Genomic DNA, 7,797 nt, shown 5'->3' with positions numbered 1-7,797 from the left:
CTGAGGTGTAGAGACTGACTGGTACTCCACCTTGCTGGAATCACCAAAAATCGCCGCAGCGATCGTCTGACAAACTGCTACGTCACTGCCATACCAGTTGCCGTCTTTGTCCAGATTGTAAAAACCAGGTGAAGGCTGACCCACCTGACAACGCAGGTGACCTCGCTTCTTCACAATATCCAGGGTACTTTCGGCCACTGCAGTTGACGACCCTGCAAAAGCCATACCCATCATCACCGCAGCAGCGGCGAGTAGCTTCATCACTTTCATTACCAAAACCTCCTAGGTTTCAATTGTTTAAAGAAGTAATATATTACATTACTTGATACTGCACAGAAATTGTAGCACGTTGAATTTGGATTCGTAATCTGCCGCCCCAAGGCTGATTTCAGTTCGTCGCTTGGAGCCTTATCAACAGGTTGACTACTTTTGCCTGCAGTTCAGGATCACCACAAGCCAGTACCTGACCCGACCACTGGAGGCTCAACGCTTTTCCCGACCAGTCAGTCATCCGACCACCTGCGCCACTGATGACAGCAGCACACGCATAAACGTCGACAGGATCCAATTTTGAATCAATCGCAACATCGGTCCGGCCGGAGGCCAACACACCATAGGCGTAACAACTCCCCCCGTACTGGGTATACAGCACTTGATTGCGAAGGCTGGAGAATCGCAGCAACTCTTTGTCATCGAAAAAGTCGGGGTTACTGCAAGTCATGAACGCACTTTCCAGTGTCTCGCATTTTCGTGTTCGAACCACTTTACCGTTCATCCAGGTGGTTCCATCAGTTACACCGGCCCAGCGATCATCCGACGCGGGATGGTCGATTATGCCGATAAAGGGTTTGCCCTCACGCGCCAGACCGACCAAGGTCCCATAAACAGGAATACCCGCCACAAATGCAGTCGTCCCATCGATAGGATCAAGGACCCACACATGTGTGGCATCAATATTCTCGTTTTCGTACTCCTCTCCATATATTCCGTGTTCTGGATAACGCTGACCGATCAATTCTCTCAGTCTGCTCTCAATCGCTAGATCGGTTTCTGTTACCATGCTGTTATCGGTTTTCAATGAAAAGTTCTGTTTGTGCCGCAGCGCTTTCAGGCAAATACTGCGAGCAGTATCAGCCAGTAACTCAGCAAACCGCATCAGTTCTTTTGTTTCGTTTTTCATTAACCGGTGCCTCTAGCTTAACTCACAAGAGCTGATTGTTCCGTTATCGCCTTGTTGTTAATTAGCAACTTTTTTACAGCACGATTACCTATACTGTCTACGCGCGCTGATCTATCTGTAGCGCCAGCACATCTATGATGGCCAGAACACCCTGTTGATAGCTCGCACAAACTCCTCCACGTTAGAGACCGGCTACGGCTGGGTGGTGGTCTTTGTCTCTTTCGCCATTATCGCCATGTGTGCGTCGAGCTACTACATCACCATTGTATCGCTTAAGAGTATTTCAGCAGAATTCGGCTGGCCGAGATCATTCACATCTTCTGCCTATTCGATCCTTTTTCTAGGTATGGGTGTCGGTGGGATTTTCATGGGCTGGTGGTCAGATCGCATCGGCGTCGCACTGCCCGCTGCGGTGGGTATAGTGATGACAGCCATTGGCACCATTGTTGCCGGTACCAGCCAAAGCTTTGTTACCTTTCTGATAGCCCACGGGATTCTGATGGGATTACTTGGTAATTCCGCATTGTTCGTGCCCTTGCTTGCAAATATCACACACTGGTTTGATCGTCGTCGAGGCCTTGCGGTGGGCATCGTCGCCACGGGTCAGGGCGTAGCAGGCGCAATCTGGATTCCTGTGTTTACCCAGGTCACCGAAGCGTTGGGGTGGCGAACCACGTTCCTGTACTATGGGGCTTTTCTCGTCTGTCTTCTTCCTGCCACCCTGGTGCTTCGACGTAGACCGCCCGGCACCGCCAAAGTGATGACTGCGTCCACAGTGCCGATTCGGACTGTCCATTCACTGGGCATGTCCCCCAACCTGCTCGTCGGTCTCCTGTCTATCGCTATTGTGGGTTGTTGCGTTTCCATGTCTATACCCACGGTCCATCTGGTTTCCCACGTGACGGATCTCGGCTTTACCCGTGCACAAGGTGCTGAAGTTTTGGCTCTGGCGCTTGCCTGCTCGATTGTCAGCCGCCTGGTCTGGGGCTGGATATCTGACCGCATCGGTGGTCTATTGACCCTGTTCACAGGATCACTTCTCCAGGCCTTTGCAGTCTTTCTATTTGTACTCGCTCAGGATATTACTCAGCTTTACCTGATCGGGATATATTTTGGCCTTGCCTTTGGCGGTATCGTTCCGGCCTATACGATCATCATGCGCCACCTACTACCAGCTACACGCATCGGCATGCGGATTGGTATTGTCCTGTTGTTTGGAACGATCGGCATGGCACTTGGAAGCTGGCTGGGCGGTCAGTTTTTTGATCTAAGCGGCCACTACGCTGACGCATTCCTGACAGGTGTGGCCGCCAATATCGTTAACCTCGTGATCATCGGCTTCTTGAACGTTCGTTACTGGCAATCGCAACCTAGACCCGAACCGGTTTGACCGAGTTACGCCGCTCAACCGCCGCTCAATAGGCCTTTCCATCGCAATTCTGGTTGCTACAGCGGTGGATCGAATCTATCCACAGCGCCCCGGTTAGATCAGCGTATTCAAGCTTCGCATGACCGAGATCTGCATACGATAGGTCAACATCCCGCAGATCGGCCTGCTCAAGCACGGCCCAGCGCAGGTTCGCCAGCGTCAGATCCGCCTGGTACAGATTGGCACTTGTCAGATCAGCCTGGAACAGTACGGCACTTCTCAGAGATGCCCCTCTCAGATCGGCGTGATCCAGCACAACCGCTGTCAGGTTGGCCCTGTCAAGGGCCGCTCCAGTCAACTGGGCATAACTCATAACTGATTCGCTTAGATTGGCATGGCGTAGATCAGCCTTGTTCATTATTGCCTCGACCAGGATGGCTTTGCGAATATCCGCACCGACCATAACGGTTCTTTGCAAGCTGGCACCTGCAAGTCGGGCACCGTTTAGATTGGCATCAGTCAGATTCGCATTATCTAGGCGCGCTTGTTCTAGGAAGCTCCAGTTAAGATTAGCGCCTTGCAGATCAGCCCCTGTCAGATCCACGCCCTTCAGGTAGCACCGAACACAACTATGACTGCTATTGAGCTTTTCGAGATCGTTTTCACACCCTGAGAGCAGCAACACGAAAGACAGACTTAAAGCATAGAGAACGAATCTGGAATAACCAAGAATACAGAAAACGTTTATTGTGGCACTTTGAGGTCTGATGGGCACAGACTCGGCTGTCAGAATGCCTCGTTCAATAGAGCCTGCATCGAGGACCATGATGCATGGTCAGCACTCTCGTCATAGGCCAGAGGTAAACCATAGGCTCGTCCTCGCTCCGTTGCATCTGGGTTGGTAAATCCGTGCAGAGCTCCCTCATAGGATTCGAATTTGACATTCGCTTGAGCGGTCGCCATCTCCGTGTTGAACACCTCTATATCACTTTCCGGTACCAGGCTATCCGCGGCACCGTGACAAATCAGAATTTTGGATTTAATTTCTCCTGCTGCCGGGGCGTGGAATGACCTCAACGCACCATGGAAACTGACCACCGCTTTAAGCGGCATACCGATTCTGGCCATATGCAGAACCATAGCACCGCCAAAACAATAGCCGATCGCGGCTGTGCGGGTTTCATCGACCATCGACTGAGCACACAACACTTCGTGGGCCGCTTTCAGGCGGGATGTACCCGTCTCCATATCACCCAGTACCGCGTTCATCATTGCACCGGCTTCATTCGGATTACCCGCAGTATCGCCATTACCGTACATATCGATCGCCAATGCCGTATACCCGAGCTCGGCCAGCCTATCCGCACGAGTGCGGATGTAGTCATCCAGCCCCCACCACTCATGAATGACCATCACGCCCGGCCCAGGGCTCTCGTTTGCGTCGTCGTATGCTATATACCCCTTTAACCCATCCTGACCCGCGGTATAAGACAACGTTTGTGTTTTGATTGTCATCTCTCTCTCCTTTGCAGATTCGGTGGACGGCTGGTCCTCAAAGCGGGCGGATCCATATGCGATTGTCGTGGAACGCCGCACCACCGGTCGGTGCGATTGGGTCAGCACCGGTCAAGACATTGATACCCTTGCCTTCTTTAAAGGCTCTGTTCGGCCAGATACTCTCGACGATCACCACACCCTTTTGCACTCCCCCGAACTGCTCAACTGCAATCGTCAACTCGCCTCGCGAATTCCCGATACGCACTTCGTCCCCGTTGTGGACGCCGATTGCACTCAAATCCTCCGGATGCACCATAACAGTCGGCTGTTTTTCCCGCCGAATTGAAGTCGGTGTTTCATTAAACGAAGAGTTAAGGTAATGACGTGCTGGTGCCGTCACCAATCTAAACGGCATGTCAGCGGTCGATTCCTCGATCACCGCCACATGGTCAGGATATTTCGGGATGACACTATCTTTCGGGCCAAAACCTTGCGGCTCGAGTTCAGCCCAGTCGGGCGAGAAATGATATTTTTTGTCTTTATGCGCAAAACCACCGACGTAGTGAGCTTCTTCAAACGCCGGTTGACAGTCAATCCATCGACTCCCTTCAAGCTGTTCCAGGCTACCCCAACCAGAGTCCTGCAGGGTCTGATCGATGAGTTCACGGGCACTCATATGAAATCCCTGGTGTTTCGCGCCCAGTCGGTGAGCGAGTTCACAGATAACTTCGTGATTCGATCGACAGCCTTCCGGAGGGTCGATTATTTTCGGCCCCAGAATAATGTGCTGGTGACCACCGCCTTGGTAGACGTCATCGTGCTCAAGAAACATCGTCGCCGGCAGCACGATATCAGCCACCATCGCAGTTTCAGTCATGAACTGCTCATGGACGCAAATAAACAGATCGTCACGAAAAAACCCCTCATGCACCTTGTTTTGGTCAGGCGCGACCGACATTGGGTTGGTGTTTTGGATGAACAGCGCGGTTACGGGTGGGCCATCCCCGATATCTTGAATATCGCCTGTCAGGATCGCACCAATACGTGATTGATCGAGAACCCGTATGTCTGAATCACACACATCCAGTCCTTCAATCAGCGTTTTATCCCAGTGATAAATGTCGCCGTTATTGTGAAACGCGCCACCGCCACGATTTAACCAACTACCTGTGACGGCAGCGATAGAAGCGACCGCATGCATGTTAAACGCACCGTTACGTTGACGAGCAAAGCCATAACCGAGTCGAAAATAAGTCCTGGGGGTGCTGCCGATCATGTGTGAAAGCTTCTCTATGATTGCTACATCTACACCGCATATCGTCGAAGCCCATTCGGGCGTTCTGGATTTAAGGTGTTGTTCGAGTCCTTCAGGATCATCGGTATATTGAGTCAGATATTCCCAGTTAGCATAGCCATCCCTGAACAGCACATGCATGATGCCGCAAGCCAGCGCACCATCTGTACCTGGTCGTACACATACAAACAGGTCCGCTTGTTTGGCCGTGGCATTGTTGTACGTATCAACAACCACAAGACGGGCACCGCGTTGCTGCCTTCCCTTAAGTACATGGCTCATTACGTTGACCTGAGTACTGGCGGCATTTGTACCCCAGATAATCACTTGGTCGGAGTCTGCCATTTCCCGCGGGTCGACACCGGCAAGTTTCCCGGTACCTGCTATAAATCCATTGAAGGAAGGGGTTGTACAGATGGTCTTGTGTTCCCCGGAGTAGCGCTTCGCATGGCGGAGTCGATCGATCCCATCGCGCATAACCAGCCCCATTGTGCCGGCAAAGAAATAAGGCCATATGGCCTCTGAACCGTAACGCTGCTCCTCCTTCAACAACCGGTCTGCTGTTTCATCGAGTGCGCTCTCCCAGCTGATCTGTTCGAAATCACCCGATTGTTTACCGCCCTTACGCCGCAAAGGCTGAGTCAACCGGTCTGGATGATGAATCCGCTCGCTGTATCGTGCGACCTTGCTGCAGATAACACCATTGGTATAAGAGTTCTCGATCGCCCCACGAACCCGATCAATTTGACCATCCTGGCCCAGCTCGATCTCAAGTGCGCAGGTAGATGGGCAATCATGCGGACAGGCACTATGGAAAATCGGCTTATTCATGGCACATGGAGTGCTGCAGATCAATTACAAAAAACGTTCCGTCTACTGGAGGCATTTGAGTTCTATTCTCCGCCGAAGGGTGTATCAAACCCGCATCTCTAAGCAAGTGACTTATCCGATTTCCCCATCGTAACAGTAACCGGTACAACGTGACTATAATGACCTCAGCCTGCTGATTCAGCCTCAGGTCATATTCAAGCCCGTGCCAACCATCAACATTCAGAACTTTATCACTGATATCGCCGATATTGTCGGGCCGAAAAATGTTCTGAACGAAGCCGGTGCAATGGCTGAATTCCTTGAAGAACGACGTGGAAACTATACAAGTGATGCCGATGCAGTCGTCCTCCCAGCCAATTCAACCGAGGTCGCATCTGTCGTAAAGCTCTGTGCCGCCAGGCACATGCCAATCGTTCCACAGGGCGGTAACACCGGTCTGTGCGGCGGAGCGGTTTCGCAACACGGTCAGATCGTATTAAACCTCAAGCGTTTGAATCGAATTACTGACATAGACCCGGTTAATGACACCATGACGGTAGAAGCCGGTTGTATTCTCGCCGACATCCAACAGGCCGCAACCGAGGCCGACCGCTATTTTCCTCTTAGCCTTGGTGCAGAAGGCAGTTGCCAGATCGGTGGCAACCTGTCGACAAATGCCGGCGGTACCAATGTACTGCGTTATGGCAATGTCCGCGAGCAGGTTTTAGGGCTGCAAGCCGTATTGCCTGACGGACAGATTTGGAGTGATCTGAACGAACTGAGAAAAAACAATACCGGTTACGATCTGCGCAACCTGCTGGTAGGTTCAGAAGGAACCCTTGGCATAATCACAGCAGCTGTACTCAAACTTGTTCCCCAGCCACGACAGGCCGAAACAGCATTCGTCGCCCTGAAAGACCTAGACTCATGCCTAACACTGCTTACCGCTGCTCGAATAGACAGCGGCGGTACACTGTCAAGCTTTGAACTCATACCCCGATTCGGAATAGAACTCGCGGAAAAATATGTACCGGGTTGCCGAAGGCCTTTATCGACAACCAGCGACTGGCACATCATTATGGTCTATAGCAGCACCGCCAGTGGTTCAGATCTGCGCGCGACACTGGAGAGCACACTGGAAAACGCTCTGGATAAGGCGATCATTACCGATGCTGTCATTTCAGCCAGTGAAACGCAGACAGCGCAGATCTGGAAAATTCGAGAGGGATTGGTCGAGGCCCAGCCCATGGCAGGAGAACGCTACACCTACGACGTATCCGTGAAGATCTCACAGGTTCCGGAGTTTATCGAACGGGCCGGTGCGCTCGCTCAGTCGCGAATGGCAGGTATCCGGCCATACGCCTTCGGCCACGTTGGTGACGGCAACATTCACCTAAGCCTGTTCCAGCCTGACGATATAGCCAGCACAGCTTTTCAGGCCCGTTTACCCGAGTTTGATGAACTCATATTCGACCTGGTTCACGAACTCGGCGGATCATTCAGCGCCGAACATGGGGTCGGCATTCTGAAACTGGATGAAATGTCATCCTACAAAGACCCCGCGGGTCTGTCGGTGATGCGTGCGATAAAACAAGCCATTGACCCCACCAATATTATGAATCCAGGGAAGGTGCTGCCGTAATCCAA

The 7,797-nt window shown here is 52.1% G+C and carries 7 protein-coding genes; 2 read left to right on the top strand and 5 right to left on the bottom strand.

Annotated features, from left to right (window positions below; translation table 11 throughout):
• Both MK323_10160 and MK323_10155 read right to left on the bottom strand, forming a co-directional pair.
• On the bottom strand, positions 1-270 hold a 270-nt coding region (locus tag MK323_10160; protein MCH2482522.1), incomplete at its 3' end, for an amino acid ABC transporter substrate-binding protein.
• 118 nt (positions 271-388) lie between these two features.
• The gene (locus MK323_10155; GenBank protein ID MCH2482521.1) at positions 389-1,180 is read right to left on the bottom strand and encodes an inositol monophosphatase family protein; all 792 of its coding nucleotides are present in this window, start codon (positions 1,178-1,180) and stop codon (positions 389-391) included.
• A 154-nt stretch (positions 1,181-1,334) separates the two neighbouring features.
• On the opposite strand from MK323_10155, the gene MK323_10150 reads away from it, so the two are divergent.
• Complete coding sequence (locus tag MK323_10150; protein MCH2482520.1) at positions 1,335-2,570, top strand: MFS transporter; 1,236 nt, start codon at positions 1,335-1,337, stop codon at positions 2,568-2,570.
• A 25-nt stretch (positions 2,571-2,595) separates the two neighbouring features.
• On the opposite strand, the gene MK323_10145 is transcribed toward MK323_10150, so the two are convergent.
• The 3 genes from MK323_10145 to MK323_10135 are packed head-to-tail and all read right to left on the bottom strand — an operon-like array spanning position 2,596 to position 6,171.
• Positions 2,596-3,375, bottom strand: a complete 780-nt coding sequence (locus MK323_10145) for a pentapeptide repeat-containing protein (GenBank protein MCH2482519.1) — start codon at positions 3,373-3,375, stop codon at positions 2,596-2,598.
• The gene (locus tag MK323_10140; GenBank protein MCH2482518.1) at positions 3,336-4,064 is read right to left on the bottom strand and encodes a dienelactone hydrolase family protein; all 729 of its coding nucleotides are present in this window, start codon (positions 4,062-4,064) and stop codon (positions 3,336-3,338) included. The genes MK323_10145 and MK323_10140 overlap by 40 nt, the downstream gene beginning before the upstream one ends.
• Positions 4,065-4,101: 37 nt before the next feature.
• Positions 4,102-6,171: a molybdopterin oxidoreductase family protein gene (locus MK323_10135; protein ID MCH2482517.1), complete on the bottom strand. Its 2,070-nt coding sequence runs from the start codon at positions 6,169-6,171 to the stop codon at positions 4,102-4,104.
• A gap of 202 nt (positions 6,172-6,373) precedes the next feature.
• Here MK323_10135 and MK323_10130 point away from each other — a divergent pair, with 202 nt between their 5' ends.
• On the top strand, positions 6,374-7,792 hold the full coding sequence (locus tag MK323_10130) for an FAD-binding oxidoreductase (GenBank protein MCH2482516.1): 1,419 nt from the start codon (positions 6,374-6,376) through the stop codon (positions 7,790-7,792).
• Positions 7,793-7,797: the final 5 nt, after the last annotated feature.

The organism is Gammaproteobacteria bacterium, assembly GCA_022450155.1.
Taxonomy (GTDB): Bacteria; Pseudomonadota; Gammaproteobacteria; order Arenicellales; family UBA868; genus REDSEA-S09-B13.
This window is presented reverse-complemented; position numbering and strand designations above follow the sequence as displayed.

Bases quoted from the DNA above. Each gene is read 5' to 3' on its own strand.
- MK323_10155 (MCH2482521.1), bottom strand. From the start codon at position 1,180: ATGAAAAACGAAACAAAAGAACTGATGCGGTTTGCTGAGTTACTGGCT.
- MK323_10145 (MCH2482519.1), bottom strand. From the start codon at position 3,375: ATGGTCCTCGATGCAGGCTCTATTGAACGAGGCATTCTGACAGCCGAG.
- MK323_10140 (MCH2482518.1), bottom strand. From the start codon at position 4,064: ATGACAATCAAAACACAAACGTTGTCTTATACCGCGGGTCAGGATGGG.
- MK323_10135 (MCH2482517.1), bottom strand. From the start codon at position 6,171: ATGAATAAGCCGATTTTCCATAGTGCCTGTCCGCATGATTGCCCATCT.